This window comes from Clostridium thermarum (genome assembly GCF_006351925.1).
GTDB classification, from domain to species: Bacteria; Bacillota; Clostridia; order Clostridiales; family Clostridiaceae; genus Clostridium_AU; species Clostridium_AU thermarum.
The window spans coordinates 3,164,348-3,180,038 of sequence record NZ_CP040924.1 but is presented as its reverse complement, the minus strand read 5'-3'; the positions used below and the strand labels follow the sequence as shown (position 1 = coordinate 3,180,038).

Here is a 15,691-nt window from a genome sequence, read left to right as displayed (position 1 = left end):
ATAATTCTAATAGATTATTCAAAAATTAGGAGTGTTTTTTATGGATATAGGAAAATATAAGCAATCAAGGTACGATGCGATCATTGAAATAATATGTAACTATAAGGGGATAAGTAAAGAACAATTAAGCTATATATTAAGAGATAGGGAATGTAAATACCTGTTGTTTCTTTTACTGGAGAAGTATAAGTGTACAGACGTGGATTATATAAGAAAGGATTTAAGAATATCAACAAAAAAATCAATCCGAAATAATGTGAAAAAAGCGGAGGAAAAGTTCTTTATAAATAGAGAGTTTCGAGAAAAATATTTTGAGTTAGAAAAAATAGCCCAAAAAATACTATAAAAAATACTAGCATAAGATAAAATTATGTGATATTATGTAGTCTATGTTGAGACAATAAGAAGGGCATTATAAATTGAGAGGGTAATTTTTATTATATAATGATCCCCTACCATTGTCAACAGTTTTTTAAAATAATTTTATGTGGGAGGGATTACATGAACACTAAATATGTATTTGTTACCGGAGGAGTTGTTTCTTCGCTTGGAAAGGGCATTACTGCCGCATCACTAGGACGCTTGTTAAAAAACAGGGGGCTCAGAGTTTCTATACAGAAATTTGATCCTTATTTAAATGTAGACCCAGGTACTATGAGTCCTTATCAGCATGGAGAAGTTTTTGTCACCGACGACGGAGCAGAAACTGATTTGGACTTAGGACATTATGAAAGATTTATTGATGAGAGCTTAAGCCAAAATAATAATGTTACTACCGGAAGAGTATATTGGTCTGTGATTTCAAAGGAAAGACGCGGTGACTACTTGGGAGGAACTGTTCAGGTTATCCCGCATATAACCAATGAAATAAAAGAGAGAGTGTATAAAGTTGCAGAGGAAAGAGAAGTAGATGTAGTCATAACTGAAATTGGAGGTACTGTTGGTGATATTGAATCCCTACCTTTCCTGGAAGCAATTCGTCAAATAAAGTATGAAGTCGGCAGAGAAAATGTATGCTTCATACATGTAACCTTAGTTCCTTTTTTGGGGAAGGCCGGGGAACTAAAAACAAAGCCTACTCAGCATTCTGTAAAAGAACTGAGAAGTATTGGTATACAACCTGATATAATAGTGTGCAGATCGGAAAAAGAGCTTTCACAAGACCTGAAAAATAAAATCGGTCTTTTCTGTAACATAGACGGAAGAGCTGTAATCCAGAACTTAGATGCGGAAAACCTATACGAGGTACCATTGATGCTTCATAAAGAAGGACTTGATACCCTTGTATGTGAGAAGTTGAACCTTCAATGTTCAACTATAGATAATAATGAATGGATATATATGGTAAATAATCTGAAAAATCTCAAGAAGAGTGTGCGAATTGCTCTTGTGGGAAAATATGTGGAGCTTCATGATGCCTATATTTCAGTGGTAGAGGCGTTGAGTCACGGCGGTCTACATAATGATGCAAAGGTTGAAATAAATTGGGTTGACGCTAGTACTGTCAATGAGGGAAATGTAGAAAAACTGATTGGGGAAAGTGATGGTATCCTTGTACCTGGTGGTTTTGGAGACCGTGGTGTAGAAGGAAAAATAGAGGCTATAAAATATGCCAGAGAAAATAAGATACCTTTCTTTGGTATTTGCCTTGGTATGCAGTGTGCAGTTATAGAGTTTGGAAGAAATGTGTTAGGCTATAAAGATGCGAATACATCGGAAATAAATCCTGAAACTTACCATCCTGTAATTGATTTGATGCTGGATCAAAAGAATATAGACGAAAAGGGAGGTACCATGAGGCTAGGGGCATACCCCTGTAAATTGGGCCAGGGAACCTTCTCAAAAATAGCCTATGCAGAGGACATGATTTATGAAAGACATAGGCATAGATATGAATTTAACAACCAATTCAGAAGGGCTATGGAAGAGGCAGGACTTGTTATAGCAGGTACCAGCCCGGATGAAAGACTTGTTGAGATAGTTGAAGTGAAGGATCATCCATGGTTTGTTGGAGTACAATTCCACCCGGAATTAAAATCAAGACCCAATAGGCCCCATCCTTTATTTGTAGACTTTATCAAGGCCTCGCTGGAAAATAAGCATAAGCAATAAAAAAATCTCAAGGTTTCCTTGAGATTTTTTCGTTATTGTGTTTTAATTATTTAGTTGTGATTTTGAAGGAATTTTTACTTGTATATAGAATTATATATACTAGAAGATGGTAGGAGGTGATTTAGTGCTGTATAATACAGAACTTAAAATTGCTGTTAAGGATACAGAAAGCAGATATAACATGATTGATACTTCGATTTTTGAAATAGAGAGCACCAGCAAGCATCTACCTAACTTTCAGTCAAAAATAACAAAAGCTAAAGATGTTTATGTAAAGGTTAAGTGTCCCATTTGCGGAGAATATCATGAAGCTAAGTACAAGGTTTCTGACTTATTGAAGAAGCAATTAGTTATCGGCGGCTGTGAATTAACCGGTTCTCCCATATTTTTCGTTGGCAAGCCCATGAGAATCAATAAATATATAAATAAATACAATGAAGTAAATAGTAAACTTTATGCGATGCTTTAGAAAAAAATTCAATTATATGGATTAAATTAAAAATACTGTGTATAATATAAGAAGTATTATGTGTAGGGTTCATTTAAGCAAGCTTAACTTATTATAAATTAATGTTTGAAGTTAGAACCCTATACAATATTTTTAATTTACATTTCTAAGTTTCTATTTTCAAGATTAAAGATATTCTTATTATCATTAAAGATTTCTTTTAAATTCCCATTAGTACTGATATTGTAAAAGATTATATCGTGAATGTAAATTTGTAGAAAGGTGGGTGAAGTCTGGTTGGCATAAGGTTAATCTTTGAAGAGAAGATTATTCTTTTCTAAGTGTGCAAATCAGGTGTCGCATTGAATAACAGTAATTATGAGAGTATGACATTAATAGAATTAAAATCCCTTGCTAAGGAGTTAGGGATAAAGAATGTAACAAAATATAAAAAGAATGAGCTCATTGAAGAGATTAAAAAAGTATCCCCTGCGGCCATAGAAAAAGATGGAGTGGTACTAAGGGAGAGAATTGCACAAAAGACCGCTGTTCCTTCAGAGACCAGGGACAGTGTTGAAAGTATAGAAAGAGAAGGTAAAGACATATTGAACGAAAGCATAATAACCCCTGTATTAGAAAATAGGGCTAATGAAGTTAAGACTAATGGTGAAGAAAAGAAAGAAAAGTTAAGAGATATGATAAATGATTCAGACTCTGCAAAGGGAGTTCTTGAAATCAATGAAAATAATAACTTTGGTTTTTTAAGGGGAAGAAATTATCTTTCAACACCCGATGATGTCTATGTTTCACCATCTCAGATACGCAGATTTAATCTTAGAACTGGAGATGAGATTGAGGGTAAGGTAAGAACGCCAAAAGAAGGAGAGAAGTTTAAAGCTCTTTTATATGTGGAAAAGGTTAATGGTGAATCGCCGGAAAAAGCTGTAGGCAGAAAGCCTTTCGAAGGTTTGACACCCATATATCCGAACCGCAGACTTAAGCTGGAGACTGCCAGTCAATTGGATTTATCATCAAGACTAATGGATATTATATGTCCTATAGGTATGGGCCAAAGAGGACTTATTGTAGCTCCTCCGAAAGCCGGTAAAACTACTCTTTTGAAAAAGATTGCCCAGAATTTATCCAAGAATTATCCTGAAATAAAGCTAATTGTGCTTCTAATAGATGAAAGGCCGGAAGAAGTTACCGATATGCAGAGGTCAATCAACGGGGAGGTAATCTTCTCTACCTTTGATGAGGAACCGGAGCACCATACCAAGGTAGCTCAAATGGTTCTGGAAAGAGCAAAGAGAATGGTAGAGCAGGGGCAGAATGTTGTTATACTCTTGGATAGCATAACAAGATTGTCCAGAGCCTATAATTTGACCATTACTCCAACAGGAAGGACTCTGTCCGGAGGTTTGGACCCAGGAGCCCTAATTATGCCTAAGAAGTTCTTTGGAGCAGCTAGAAATATTGAGGAAGGCGGTAGCTTGACTATATTGGCTACAGCTCTAATAGAAACCGGCAGCAGAATGGACGACATGATATTTGAAGAGTTTAAGGGAACAGGTAACATGGAAGTTCATTTGGATAGAAAGCTGCAGGAAAGAAGAATATTCCCCGCTATCGATATATACAAGTCAGGTACAAGAAGAGACGATCTTCTGCACTCTAATGCAGAAAAAGATGTGGCATATGCAATCAGAAAGGTTCTTTACAAGGATGGCAATACCGATGACGTTACAGAGAAACTTATAAACTTATTGGCAAAAACAAAGACTAACGAAGAGTTTATGAACATGTTTGCCAAAGGAGACATTTTTTCAAAAGATAATAATAAGTAACGAAAAAAAGCAGGAAATAAACTTCCTGCTTTTTTATAGCTCTGATATCTAACACAAATTGATGGTTATTTTTCGTCGCCTTTGATATTGAATCTCTTGTTGAACTTCTCAACTCTTCCACCAATATCCATGATCTTTTGTTTTCCAGTGAAGAATGGGTGGCATTTAGAGCATATATCTACTTTTAGTTCCTTTTTAACAGAACCAGTTGTAAAAGTATTTCCACATGCACACTTAACCACAGCATCATGGTGGTATTCTGGATGTATGCCTTCTCTCATCTTTTTCACCTCTTTCGGATTGCATCACAACTTTTTAACCACTAAATTATAGCATAAGGATTGAAGTAGGTCAACTAATATTTTTGGAGGTGGCCTCCTTGTGATGTGACTTGTGAAGTGGCAGGCACCTCACAAGTCAAGTGGCAGGCACCTCACAAGTCACATGTCGCATTCTAGGTCAAGGGATGAGAGCAATAATTGTTATAATTACTTTTATATTTATACTCAAATTGCTGGACAATGTAAACTTGATGTTTGGGGAATAGCAGAAAACCAAATATTTAATAATGGATTATGAAGAAGATACTACGAATTTAAGGAGAATTTTAGATGAAAAAATATATAGTATTGCCAATTATAACAACTATAGTTTTAGCATTAAGCGGATGTATGAGAATTAGGGGAACTAATGAAACTTCAAGCAATAAGTCCATGATTTCTGATGAGTCACTTACCGCAGCAAAGAAAACTGACAAGAAAGCAGCTGTGCTCCGCCAGTGATATGGCTGAATATAGAGTATTTTTCCTTTTACCTCATATAAATGAATATGTTATGATTATGTAGTATGTCTCTTGTTAATTTTCACCATTTGTCTTTGAGAGTACTACATAATATGCTTTTAAGTATTGGTTGAATGGCTGATCCTTTTGTTATAATTAATTTTTAGGGGGAAAAATATTGAAGAAGAATAAGAATAACAAACTATTTAGTGCAATTATCACAGTTATCTTGGCAATAGGTGCTATCTATGCTGCCTTAAATGACATAGATTTGAATGTAAATAATATCGATGTAGAGCAAGAAGTTCAAAATGAAAGTAGTAACACCAGCCCGGTTAGCGGTGAATTAAAGGTAAGCTTCATTGATGTAGGTCAGGCTGATTCAATCTTGCTTCAGCAAGGCGATAAATTTATGCTGGTTGATGCCGGGAATAACGGAGATGCCGATGTAATTAAGGATTATCTCACAAGTCAGGGGGTTAAAGAACTTAAATACTTTGTAGGAACCCATAAGGATGAAGATCATATAGGATCTGCGGATACCATAATCAATTCTTTTAAAGTGGGAAAGGTTTATTTTCCAAAGCAGACAGCAACTACTAAGACCTATAAGGACTTTGTTACGTCGGTAAAGGATAAGGGGTTGAGCTTAACAGTACCCAAAGTAGGAGAGCAGTTTAACTTGGGGGAAGCGTCAGTTACGGTTTTGGCACCTAACAGCAGTGAATATGAGGATTCCAATGATTATTCAATAGTTTTGAAGATTACATTTGGTAGCACAAGTTTTCTCTTAGCCGGGGATGCAGAGAAGATCTCGGAAAATGAGATGGTAAGCTCAGGAAGAGATTTATCTGCAACAGTCCTTAAGGTTGGACACCATGGAAGCCAAACTTCAACCAGTCAGGACTTTCTGGATAAGGTGAATCCTACATATGCAGTAATATCAGCAGGTGGGGACAATAAATATGGTCACCCTGCCCAGGAGACCATGGATAAGCTTAAGGCTAAAGAAATTAAGGTCTTTAGGACAGACGAACAAAAGACCATAGTTGCTATATCAAATGGAGAAGAAATTAGTTTTAATGTTGAACCCGGAAGTTATAAAGGGGTAAGCAAGTAAAGCTGAAGTTTCAGATATACAGAAGTTAAGGAGAATGTATATGGGAAGAATCAATATGTGGAAAAGTTGGCTAGTAAAAATATGTACAGTTTTATTTTTATTTAGCATATTAGGATGTCAGGCAATTAATTTAACTGCTCCATCAGAATCACCTAAAACAAATACAGCTGTTTCAAATCAGGAATCACCTGTGAAGCTGTTGTCCTTTTGATTTTTGTTTAAAGGATAATAATTTTCTGTTATAATGAAAGATAATAAATATATGTTAGTGGTTACGAATTACAAGATAGAAGTTAGAGATTTATAGTTTCTTAGTATAAGAGAGGATGATTAATGTATGTCAAAGAAGACATCGGTAGGTGGTCAAGCTGTTATTGAGGGGGTAATGATGAGGGGACAAAAGGGGATTGCCACTGCTGTTAGGTTAGCGGATGGGAGTATTGAGGTTGATATAAAAAAGGTAACACCCTATACTAAAAGAAATAAAATATTATCCCTGCCTGTGATAAGAGGTGCAGTATCTTTAATAGAGTCTTTGATAGTGGGGATAAAAACCTTGAACTATTCCGCTTCTTTCTTTGAAGAGGAGGGAGAAGAGTCCAAATTTGATGCCTGGTTTAATAAAGTCTTTGGAGAAAAGAGTAATGATATCTTAATAGGTATTTCGCTGGTGATTTCCTTAAGTTTTTCTGTTTTGCTTTTCTTTGTACTTCCGACTTTTTTATCTAATTTATTGTATAAATTATACATGAATAGATTGACAGTAAATATAATTGAAGGTCTACTACGAGTAGCCATATTCTTAGGCTATATTTTTCTTGTAGGGAAGATAGACGATATCAATAGGGTATTTCAATATCACGGAGCAGAGCATAAAACAATTTTCTGCTATGAAAATGAAAGGGAGCTTACACCAGAAAATGCAGCAACTTTTGAAAGATTTCATCCCAGGTGCGGAACTAACTTCCTGTTCCTAGTAATGATAGTAAGCATAGCTCTGTTTTCTGTCGTTGAGTTTGATTCAATGTGGCAGAAAATATCCTATAGGGTACTGCTTCTCCCTTTGGTATCCGGTATTTCCTATGAGCTTATAAGATGGATGGGAAATAGTGAAGGGAGTTTTTCTAAAGTCATGGCCTATCCGGGCTTAAAACTTCAGGAGTTGACTACAAGAGAGCCGGATCTTTCCCAATTAGAAGTGGCCATCGTAGCATTAAAGGCCGCTGAAAATTTGGACTATTCCAGAGAAGTAAAACTGTCAAGGGGAGGGTCTACCATTGGAGACCTGTTAAATAGAGGCAATGAAATACTAAAAAATGAGAATATAGACAGCTACGTGCTGGATGCGCAGCTACTTTTAGCCAAGGTTTTGCAAAAAGACAAATTGTATATAATAACTCACAGAAACGAAGTTGTAGATAAGGATAAAGCAGATAAATTTCTTGGATATATACAATTGAGAAAGGAAAGAATGCCTGTAAAGTATATTTTAGAAGAATGTGAATTCATGGGCATAAACTTATACATTAAGCCTGGAGTCCTAATTCCCAGACCGGATACAGAAGTTCTTGTGGAGACTGTGCTGGAGGAGATAAAAAACAGAGAATACACTACAGTCTGTGATATCTGCAGTGGAAGTGGTGCCATAGGTATAGCCATTGCCTCAATGGTCAATAATGTAAAGGTAGAATGTGTTGATATATCTGATATTGCTAAAGAAGTGAACACAAAAAATATTGTTAACAATTCCCTGCAGGATAGAGTGAGGTTTACCAGCAGTGACCTCTTGGATAAGGCTATCAGTGAAGGAAATCAATACGATGTCATAGTATCCAATCCTCCTTATATAAGAGAAGCGGTCATAGAAGAGCTTATGGAGGATGTAAAGAAATACGAGCCTCATCTGGCCCTATCAGGTGGTGAAGATGGCCTGGTCTTTTACAGAAAAATCACCGAACAAGCTTTGAAATGCTTAAAGGATGGCGGCTTATTGGCCTATGAAATTGGTTATGACCAAAGGGAAGAGGTAGAAGCCATAATGAAGGAACAGGGCTTTGAGGATGTGAAGTGCATTAAAGACCTGGCAGGGAACGACAGGGTTGTTATCGGTTTTTTCAAGTGTAAAGATATTTTAAATGACGCTGAAGTTTTATAAAGAATTGCGAAGCAATAAATTTATAAATAAGACAAGAAGTAAGTTTAAGGAAGGTACTCCTCTTAAAAAATCCTTCAATATCCTCTGTTTTTTAAGTGCATAATTTATTTTGTTTGGTCTTTTTTACTATTACAAATGTAAATATGAGGAAAGTAAGAAATGCTGGTTGCTTCCCAATAAGGTCTTATGTTATAATAGCTAATTGGTATAGTTTTGAAAACTAAATTATAAATACGGAGTTGAGCGCTGCATGTTAGAAAGACTGCATTTTATAGAAAATAAATATGAAGAATTGTCCATAAAAATCAGTGACCCATCAGTTATGGCAGATCAAAAGGAATGGCAGAGACTTTGTAAGGAGCATGCTGATTTGGAAGCTGTGGTTACAAAGTACAGGGAATATAAGAAGGTACTTGAGGACATTGAAACTGCAAAAGAAATGTTGAATGAAGAAGAAGATAAAGATATGAGAGAAATGCTTCAAGAAGAGATTAGAAAACTTAACGAGAAAGAAGAAGCAGTGAAAAACGAACTTAAAATAATGTTGCTTCCTAAGGACCCTAATGACGATAAGAACGTATTTGTGGAAATCAGAGGAGGTACCGGTGGAGAAGAAGCTGCTCTCTTTGCTGCGGACTTGTTTAGAATGTATACAAAATATGCAGAAGCTAGACGCTGGAAAGTTGAAATAATGAGCAGCAATGAAACTGACATTGGTGGCTTTAAAGAAATTGTATTCATGATAAGAGGAGCAGGTGCTTACAGCAGGTTGAAATATGAAAGTGGAGTACACAGAGTCCAAAGAGTACCAGATACTGAAGCCAGCGGAAGAATACACACTTCTGCTTCAACAGTAGCAGTGCTTCCGGAAGTTGATGATGTAGACATTGAAATAAATCCAAATGATTTAAGAATAGACGTTTATAGATCTTCAGGTCATGGTGGACAGAGCGTTAATACTACAGACTCTGCCGTTAGAATAACACACCTGCCTACAGGCATGGTAGTTACCTGTCAGGATGAAAAGTCTCAGCTTAAGAATAAGGAAAAGGCTTTAAAAATTCTGAGGGCAAGACTCTACGAAAAAGCAGAGGCTGAGAGAGCTGCAAGTATAGCTGCTGACAGAAAGAGTCAGGTTGGTTCCGGAGACAGAAGTGAAAGAATAAGAACCTATAACTTTCCACAAGGAAGAGTAACAGATCATAGAATAGGTTTAACCTTGTATAAGCTTGATTCCTTTATGAATGGTGACATGGATGAAATAATAGACGCACTCATTGCAACGGATCAAGCTGAGAAAATGCAGAATATGGGTAATAGTGATATTTAATTTTTAATTATTTGAGGTGAATCCCATGGATATTAATAAAGCCATAAGAAAGCAAAATCGAGCTTATAAGAGATTTATGCTTGCTATGTGCTTTATTTTTTTTACATTGCCTGTCATATTGAACACTACCGGAATATATAACTTGTTTTTTCTGGTATATCTGATTATTATCGAAGCGCTGATAATTTTGGCCATGTTCATTCGAAAGGATTCAGAAAGCTTAAGCTATCAGTGTGCTAACGGTAAAATAAAAATTAGTGAAGGCTTGAAAAAGAAGAAGTATAATATAAACTGTGAAAAGGTTGTATTTGTCCATGCTGAAAAGAGCGAGGGAAAAGGTGGAATTGATATAATTTTACTGACTACCTCTAAATTCAGAAACAAGAACATTTTTCTTATAGATGAGGAATTTCTTAAAAAATATGCCTATGTTTCTCATGAATATAAGAAATTAAAGATGGCTTATCCGGAAGAACAATACTATTATATATTAATTCATAAAGGCGGATGGATTAAATATAAACTGATAATGGACATATTTAAAAACTGTGTTAGGGCAAAATATTCTGAAGAATCTATAGAAGCTATAAAGTTATGGAAGGATTAAAGTGATATAATAGATTCAACTGTGGTTATAATTGCCGGTTTCCGTAAATACAATGTTATGATGTTGGATTTCTTTACGGAAATGGAGTGATTATTTTGAGTAATGTGATGACGATTGTGTTGTTATCCGCCATAATTTCCTTAATTGGAACTATGATTGGGGCCTCTATAGGAGTATTTTTGAAGCGGCCTTCCAAAAGTCTGCTTGGTGGTCTGCTTGGTTTTGCCGGAGGTCTTATGCTGGCTATAGTGGTTTTTGACTTAATACCGGAGTCTATAGAAAGCTGGAGCTTTCCTGGTACCATAATTTTTGCCATAGTAGGTATACTAATAGTTATGACTATAGATAATTTAATGCCGGTTTCAAAAGATGAAATGAGTTCTCACTATAAAGTGGCATTTTTGACTGCTCTTGGCCTTATGCTACATAATTTCCCGGAGGGCATAATAATGGGATGCGGCTTCGTGGCCGGTAAAACCTTAGGCTTAAAGATGAGTATCATTATTGCAGTACATGATATACCAGAAGGTATGGCGGTTTCAGCACCACTTATGGTCTCAAAGGTTAAAGTTTCAAAGATACTGCTTTATGTGTTTATCACGGCACTGCCAACAGCCCTAGGTGCATGGATCGGTATTTTTGCGGGAAGCGTCTCACCCAATGTGCTAGGTGCTTGTCTCGCCAGCGCATCCGGAATTATGCTCTATGTGGTTTGCGGAGAAATGCTACCGGAGTCTAACAAGGTCTGGGATGGAATTACCAGCACCATGGGAGTGCTGCTTGGTGTCTTAATAGGCCTAGTAATGATTAACGTAATATAAATTGATTTAATTACAAAAGGAGGGGAAGAGGAACAAATGGAAACAAAGATTACTATTATGCATGAAGATGGATTGGATATGGACGCTCTTGAAGAAGCAGGATATATAATAAGAAAAGGCGGGCTCGTGGCCTTTCCCACAGAAACGGTTTACGGACTTGGGGCCAATGCCTTGGACGAGGCTGCAGTTAAGAAGATATTTGAAGCCAAAGGCAGACCGCAGGATAATCCATTGATTGTACATATTGCCCGTTTTGATTTAAGCGCTTATGCAAAAGAAGTTCCGCCTATTGCAGAAAAATTAGCAAAGACCTTTTGGCCTGGGCCACTGACCATTCTTTTAAAAAAGGCGGATATAATACCAAGTACTACCACTGCAGGGTTGGATAGTGTAGGGCTTAGAATGCCAAGCAATAAAATAGCTCGCACTCTTATTGAGAAGGCAGGACTGCCTATAGCAGCACCTTCAGCTAATATTTCCGGAAGGCCCAGCCCAACGGAGGTATCCAGATGTATAGAAGACCTAAGCGGAAAGGTTGATTACATAATCGGTGGAGATAAAAGTGAGGTTGGATTGGAATCAACAGTGGTAGATTGCACAGTAACACCCCCCTGTGTGCTAAGACCAGGTGGAATTACCCTGGAGATGCTTAGAGACATTGATCCTGATATTTATATAGATCCGGCCATTATGATGAAGAGTGACAACAATTTAAAACCCAAAGCTCCGGGGATGAAATATAGGCATTATGCCCCTAAAGCACCTGTTAAGATTATTAAGGGAGATTTACAAAAAACTATTGAAAAAATCAACGAAATAGTGCAAAATTATATAGATAGAAATATGAAGGTTGGAATAATGGCAACAGAGGAGACTAAGAAATACTATCCTCTTGGAGAAGTAGTTTCCTTAGGCAGCAGAGATAATCTTCAGTCTATTGCCCAAAATCTTTTTGAAACCTTAAGAACTTTAGATGACAAAGGCGTTGATGTTATTATATCTGAAGCTTTTGAAGAAAAGGGAATAGGAATAGCTGTAATGAATCGTCTCAATAAGGCCGCTTCATTTGATATTACTACACTTTGATTGGAGGTTAACATGAATATATTATTCGTATGTGCAGGGAATACCTGCAGAAGCTGCATGGCAGAAGCAATATTCAATCACATAAATAATATAGAAAATGTAAAAGCCTTTTCTGCAGGCATATCAGCAGTAAAAGGAAGCCAAACATCAAAAAATTCTGCGGCAGTTGTACAATTCAATACTGGCTTAGATATTTCAAAGAGAGAAGCTGTTCAGCTGACTCCGGAGATAATGGAGTCTTCAGATTTAGTACTCACTATGACCTATAGCATAAAAAACTATTTGGTGGGCTTATTTCCGCATTATGAAAATAAGATTTTTGCATTAAATGAGTATGTCGGCGTTGAGGGCGAAATTTCAGACCCTTACGGCGGCGATATATCTGTTTATAATGATACATATAAGGACATAAGGAAAAATTTAGAATCATTGATTTTGAAGCTAAAAGAAGATACCAGTATTTAGACAGTACTGCTATCTTCTTTTTTGCAATATAAAAATAGTTTCATCAATTAATAATTTTCTGAATAATATTGGTGAAACTAATATATGATATGGAGGTGTAGAGGATGAAAATTGCCATAGCATCTGATCATGGAGGCTTTAGATTAAAGGCATATATCATTGAGTATCTGAAGAAAAGTGGGATAGAGTATAAGGATTTTGGAGCCTATGATGAATCTTCCTGTGATTATCCAGACTATGCTGAGCCGGTTGCAAAGGCTGTTGTTGCAAAAGAGTATGATTTTGGCATACTTATATGTGGTACAGGTATAGGCATAGGTATAGCAGCTAATAAGATTCCAGGTGTAAGAGCGGCTTTATGCCATGATACTTTCAGTGCACATGCTACCAGAGAGCATAATGATGCCAATATATTGACAATGGGAGAAAGAATTGTTGGTCCAGGATTAGCAATTGACATAGTAGATACCTTCTTAAGGACCAAATTCGAGGGAGACAGACATAAAAGAAGAATCGACAAAATCACTGAGCTGGAAAAAAATATAGTAAATAATGAATGGGGGAAAACAAAATGAGTAAAGTAACACAAATAGCACATCCGCTAATACAACATAAGCTTGCAATTATAAGAGATAAGAACACGGGCTCCAAGGATTTCAGAGAACTTGTAGAAGAGGTAGCAATGCTTATGGCTTATGAAGTTACCAGAGACATACAAATGGAGGAAGTAGAAATAGAGACTCCTATCTGTGTAACAAAGTGTAAAATGCTGTCAGGAAAGAAGCTTGCCATAGTACCAATACTAAGAGCAGGACTTGGAATGGTTGATGGTATGCTTAGATTGGTTCCCGCTGCAAAAGTTGGACATATAGGCCTGTATAGAGATGAAGAAACTCTGCAGCCTGTAGAATACTTCTGCAAGCTTCCTCAGGATATTCAGGAGAGAGATGTGATAGTGGTAGATCCAATGCTGGCAACAGGCGGTTCTGCAATTGATGCTATAACTCTTCTTAAAAAGAGAGGTGCGGTAAATATAAGACTTGTATGCTTAATAGCTGCTCCAGAAGGTATCAAGGCAGTAACAGAAGCACATCCTGACGTAGATGTATATACTGCAGCCATTGATGAAAAGTTAAATGAAAAGGGATATATAGTGCCAGGCTTGGGAGATGCTGGTGACAGATTATTTGGCACGAAATAGCTTTAAATAGATAAAATAGGCATCCTAGAGTAAATTATGCGACTTTTTCCTATCTTTTGCGTAATTTATATTGACAGGGTGCTTTTTTTGCGTGATTAAATGCTAAACATGTTTAAATTTCATAGGGTATGCATTATAATAATAACAGACTATAGGATGGGGTGGAAACAATGGATAGACGAGATAAGAACAACTACTATTTAGATATTGCAGAAACTGTATTGGAAAGAGGTACTTGTTTAAGGAGAAACTATGGTTCAATCATTGTTAAAAATGATGAAATAATATCAACGGGTTATACGGGAGCTCCACGTGGAAGAAAGAACTGCAACGATATTGGCTATTGCAGGAGAGAACAGATGAATGTCCCCAGAGGAAAACAGTATGAGTTATGCAGGTCGGTGCACTCTGAGGCAAATGCCATAATTAGTGCTGCAAGAAGAGATATGATTGGTGCTACACTATATCTTGTTGGTAAGGATGCTAAAACCGGTGACTTGGTAGAACATGCAAACTCATGCACCATGTGTAAAAGGTTGATTATAAATTCTGGTATTGAGAAGATTATTATAAGAGATACAAAGGATAGTTATAGGGAAATACAAATAGAAGAATGGATAATTAATGATGATTCACTTGAGGGTGACGGAACATACTAAGTAGAAAGTGATAGGTAGAAATGGATAATTTATTTTTATTAAGCTTTATAGCGGCAATCACATCATTTTTTATAACACCTTTGATAAGAAAAGCTGCATACAGATATGGCGTACTAGATATACCCAGAGGTAAAAGGAAGATTCATAAAAAACCAATTCCTCTTTTAGGCGGTTTAGCAATATACATACCCTTTATTATATTGGTGGTTGCTAAGGCTGGAGTTATTAACAGAGCTGAATGGGGAATTATTCTAGGGGGACTAATAATTGTTATAGGAGGAGTATTGGATGATAAATGGGAGCTCAGGCCCTGTCAAAAGTTACTCTTCCAGCTTATGGCCTCCATGGTATTGATAATAATGGGGCTGAGAATAGAAATGATTACAAATCCATTTGGAAGTTTAGTACCCTATATAGATATTGGATTTCTCTCCATACCTTTTACAGTAATATGGGTCATAGGTATAACCAATGCCCTTAATTTAATAGATGGATTAGATGGTTTGGCGGCGGGAATTGCCCTTATATCAACCTTGACAATACTTTTAATTGCTATTATGAAGGAAAGAATAGGAGCGGCATATCTTACGGCTATTTTATCCGGAGCTATAGCCGGGTTTTTACCCTATAACTTTAACCCTGCCAGCATATTTTTGGGGGATACAGGAGCCCAGCTTTTAGGATTTTTGCTTGCTGCTATATCCATTGAAGGAGCAATAAAATCTGCTACAATTTTTTCAATTATTGTTCCCATATTTATTATTGGGATACCTATTTTTGACACCTTGTTTGCAATTGTAAGAAGAAAGATTAACGGCAAGCCTATAATGCAGGCAGACAGAGGCCATTTGCATCATAGGCTGTTGGATATGGGGCTTACTCAAAAGCAGGCTGTACTGGTAATGTATGTAATCAGTATAGTACTGAGCATGCTCGCTATTGTTTCTATACAAATCGATTCTTCTGTAGCCTATTATTTATTAACATTTATAATATTCATAATAATATTGGTATGCTGGAAGCTTGGTTTCTTTAAACATAGGGAATAGATTAAAGGA

17 protein-coding genes are annotated in these 15,691 nt (G+C 36.5%); 16 read left to right on the top strand and 1 reads right to left on the bottom strand.

The features are described from left to right. Positions 1-40 precede the first annotated feature (40 nt). From FHY60_RS14530 to rho, 4 genes are all read left to right on the top strand, one after another. Positions 41-346, top strand: a complete 306-nt coding sequence (locus FHY60_RS14530; RefSeq protein ID WP_139905702.1) for a ribose-5-phosphate isomerase — start codon at positions 41-43, stop codon at positions 344-346. 155 nt (positions 347-501) lie between these two features. Beyond that, on the top strand, positions 502-2,112 hold the full coding sequence (locus FHY60_RS14525) for a CTP synthase (RefSeq protein WP_139905701.1): 1,611 nt from the start codon (positions 502-504) through the stop codon (positions 2,110-2,112). 124 nt (positions 2,113-2,236) lie between these two features. Further along, positions 2,237-2,581, top strand: coding sequence for a hypothetical protein (locus FHY60_RS14520; RefSeq protein ID WP_139905700.1), 345 nt, complete (start codon positions 2,237-2,239; stop codon positions 2,579-2,581). 365 nt (positions 2,582-2,946) lie between these two features. Continuing rightward, positions 2,947-4,407, top strand: a complete 1,461-nt coding sequence (gene rho / locus FHY60_RS14515; RefSeq protein ID WP_243122160.1) for a transcription termination factor Rho — start codon at positions 2,947-2,949, stop codon at positions 4,405-4,407. Positions 4,408-4,472: 65 nt separating this feature from the next. On the opposite strand, the gene rpmE is transcribed toward rho, so the two are convergent. Next, positions 4,473-4,688 (bottom strand): 50S ribosomal protein L31, encoded by a 216-nt coding sequence (rpmE, locus tag FHY60_RS14510; protein ID WP_139905698.1) that lies wholly within the window; start codon positions 4,686-4,688, stop codon positions 4,473-4,475. A gap of 330 nt (positions 4,689-5,018) precedes the next feature. Between rpmE and FHY60_RS18050 the strand changes: the two genes are divergently transcribed. The 12 genes from FHY60_RS18050 to FHY60_RS14455 all read left to right on the top strand — a co-directional run bounded on the left by FHY60_RS18050 (position 5,019) and on the right by FHY60_RS14455 (position 15,682). Then, positions 5,019-5,189, top strand: a complete 171-nt coding sequence (locus FHY60_RS18050) for a hypothetical protein (protein ID WP_163215770.1) — start codon at positions 5,019-5,021, stop codon at positions 5,187-5,189. A 178-nt stretch (positions 5,190-5,367) separates the two neighbouring features. Continuing rightward, complete coding sequence (locus FHY60_RS14505) at positions 5,368-6,309, top strand: ComEC/Rec2 family competence protein (RefSeq protein WP_243122159.1); 942 nt, start codon at positions 5,368-5,370, stop codon at positions 6,307-6,309. A 337-nt stretch (positions 6,310-6,646) separates the two neighbouring features. Next, positions 6,647-8,464, top strand: a complete 1,818-nt coding sequence (gene prmC / locus FHY60_RS14500; protein WP_243122158.1) for a peptide chain release factor N(5)-glutamine methyltransferase — start codon at positions 6,647-6,649, stop codon at positions 8,462-8,464. A 250-nt stretch (positions 8,465-8,714) separates the two neighbouring features. Beyond that, complete coding sequence (gene prfA / locus FHY60_RS14495) at positions 8,715-9,794, top strand: peptide chain release factor 1 (RefSeq protein WP_139905697.1); 1,080 nt, start codon at positions 8,715-8,717, stop codon at positions 9,792-9,794. A gap of 25 nt (positions 9,795-9,819) precedes the next feature. Continuing rightward, positions 9,820-10,401 (top strand): hypothetical protein, encoded by a 582-nt coding sequence (locus FHY60_RS14490; RefSeq protein ID WP_139905696.1) that lies wholly within the window; start codon positions 9,820-9,822, stop codon positions 10,399-10,401. A gap of 107 nt (positions 10,402-10,508) precedes the next feature. Continuing rightward, positions 10,509-11,222, top strand: coding sequence for a ZIP family metal transporter (locus tag FHY60_RS14485; protein ID WP_139906470.1), 714 nt, complete (start codon positions 10,509-10,511; stop codon positions 11,220-11,222). A 36-nt stretch (positions 11,223-11,258) separates the two neighbouring features. Beyond that, on the top strand, positions 11,259-12,308 hold the full coding sequence (locus FHY60_RS14480) for an L-threonylcarbamoyladenylate synthase (protein WP_139905695.1): 1,050 nt from the start codon (positions 11,259-11,261) through the stop codon (positions 12,306-12,308). 12 nt (positions 12,309-12,320) lie between these two features. Beyond that, complete coding sequence (locus FHY60_RS14475) at positions 12,321-12,773, top strand: low molecular weight protein arginine phosphatase (protein ID WP_139905694.1); 453 nt, start codon at positions 12,321-12,323, stop codon at positions 12,771-12,773. A gap of 104 nt (positions 12,774-12,877) precedes the next feature. Next, entirely contained in the window at positions 12,878-13,348 is a 471-nt protein-coding gene (gene rpiB, locus FHY60_RS14470; protein WP_139905693.1) for a ribose 5-phosphate isomerase B, read from the top strand. Continuing rightward, positions 13,345-13,974 (top strand): uracil phosphoribosyltransferase, encoded by a 630-nt coding sequence (gene upp / locus FHY60_RS14465; RefSeq protein ID WP_139905692.1) that lies wholly within the window; start codon positions 13,345-13,347, stop codon positions 13,972-13,974. The genes rpiB and upp overlap by 4 nt, the downstream gene beginning before the upstream one ends. A 170-nt stretch (positions 13,975-14,144) precedes the next feature. Further along, positions 14,145-14,633, top strand: a complete 489-nt coding sequence (locus tag FHY60_RS14460) for a dCMP deaminase family protein (protein ID WP_139905691.1) — start codon at positions 14,145-14,147, stop codon at positions 14,631-14,633. Between the two features lie 20 nt (positions 14,634-14,653). Next, a complete protein-coding gene (locus FHY60_RS14455; protein WP_139905690.1) occupies positions 14,654-15,682 on the top strand; it encodes an MraY family glycosyltransferase in 1,029 nt (342 codons plus the stop codon). The last annotated feature ends 9 nt before the right edge of the window (positions 15,683-15,691 follow it).

Coding starts and splice junctions, on each gene's coding strand:
- FHY60_RS18050 (WP_163215770.1), top strand. CDS start 5,019: ATGAAAAAATATATAGTATTGCCAATTATAACAACTATAGTTTTAGCA.
- FHY60_RS14480 (WP_139905695.1), top strand. CDS start 11,259: ATGGAAACAAAGATTACTATTATGCATGAAGATGGATTGGATATGGAC.
- FHY60_RS14460 (WP_139905691.1), top strand. CDS start 14,145: ATGGATAGACGAGATAAGAACAACTACTATTTAGATATTGCAGAAACT.
- rho (WP_243122160.1), top strand. CDS start 2,947: ATGACATTAATAGAATTAAAATCCCTTGCTAAGGAGTTAGGGATAAAG.
- prfA (WP_139905697.1), top strand. CDS start 8,715: ATGTTAGAAAGACTGCATTTTATAGAAAATAAATATGAAGAATTGTCC.
- FHY60_RS14485 (WP_139906470.1), top strand. CDS start 10,509: ATGACGATTGTGTTGTTATCCGCCATAATTTCCTTAATTGGAACTATG.
- rpiB (WP_139905693.1), top strand. CDS start 12,878: ATGAAAATTGCCATAGCATCTGATCATGGAGGCTTTAGATTAAAGGCA.
- prmC (WP_243122158.1), top strand. CDS start 6,647: ATGTCAAAGAAGACATCGGTAGGTGGTCAAGCTGTTATTGAGGGGGTA.
- rpmE (WP_139905698.1), bottom strand. CDS start 4,688: ATGAGAGAAGGCATACATCCAGAATACCACCATGATGCTGTGGTTAAG.
- FHY60_RS14490 (WP_139905696.1), top strand. CDS start 9,820: ATGGATATTAATAAAGCCATAAGAAAGCAAAATCGAGCTTATAAGAGA.
- FHY60_RS14530 (WP_139905702.1), top strand. CDS start 41: ATGGATATAGGAAAATATAAGCAATCAAGGTACGATGCGATCATTGAA.
- FHY60_RS14525 (WP_139905701.1), top strand. CDS start 502: ATGAACACTAAATATGTATTTGTTACCGGAGGAGTTGTTTCTTCGCTT.
- FHY60_RS14475 (WP_139905694.1), top strand. CDS start 12,321: ATGAATATATTATTCGTATGTGCAGGGAATACCTGCAGAAGCTGCATG.
- upp (WP_139905692.1), top strand. CDS start 13,345: ATGAGTAAAGTAACACAAATAGCACATCCGCTAATACAACATAAGCTT.
- FHY60_RS14455 (WP_139905690.1), top strand. CDS start 14,654: ATGGATAATTTATTTTTATTAAGCTTTATAGCGGCAATCACATCATTT.